Origin of the sequence: Faecalibacterium sp. DFI.5.82 (genome assembly GCF_029076575.1) — a bacterium.
Classification (GTDB): Bacteria; Bacillota; Clostridia; order Oscillospirales; family Ruminococcaceae; genus Faecalibacterium; species Faecalibacterium duncaniae.
Genome location: NZ_JARFIS010000203.1, coordinates 1 through 341 on the forward strand (window position 1 = coordinate 1; position 341 = coordinate 341).

A 341-nucleotide genomic window follows, 5' to 3' on the forward strand; every position below is an offset into this window, starting at 1 on the left:
TTGGCACCGGCAGCCCCTTGCCAAAGGCTTCCGGTGCCAAAACAACAAACCGTCCGCTTGCCCCATACCTGCCGGGAGGTGCCACTGCACTATGCCTCCCCCGCCGATTATTAGATGGTCTGCGGCTACCGCAAGCGGTTCCGGGTGCCGCCGGTGCAGGCTGCGCCCCGGCTGTTCCTCCGCTTTGACGGAGCTGCTCATCAGGCGGTGGTGCGGGTCAACGGCAGGGTTGCCGGGCAGCACCGGGGCGGATATACCGGCTTTACGGTGGAGATCACCGACCTTGTAGATCGGGAGGGTGAAAATCTGTTGACCGTGCAGCTGGACACCAGAGAAGACCC

1 protein-coding gene is annotated in these 341 nt (G+C 63.6%); it reads left to right on the forward strand.

The window, feature by feature from the left end; translation table 11 throughout:
- Positions 1-114: 114 nt before the first annotated feature.
- The coding region (locus P0G09_RS16245; protein ID WP_342760546.1) for a sugar-binding domain-containing protein at positions 115-341 on the forward strand (227 nt) is incomplete at its 3' end.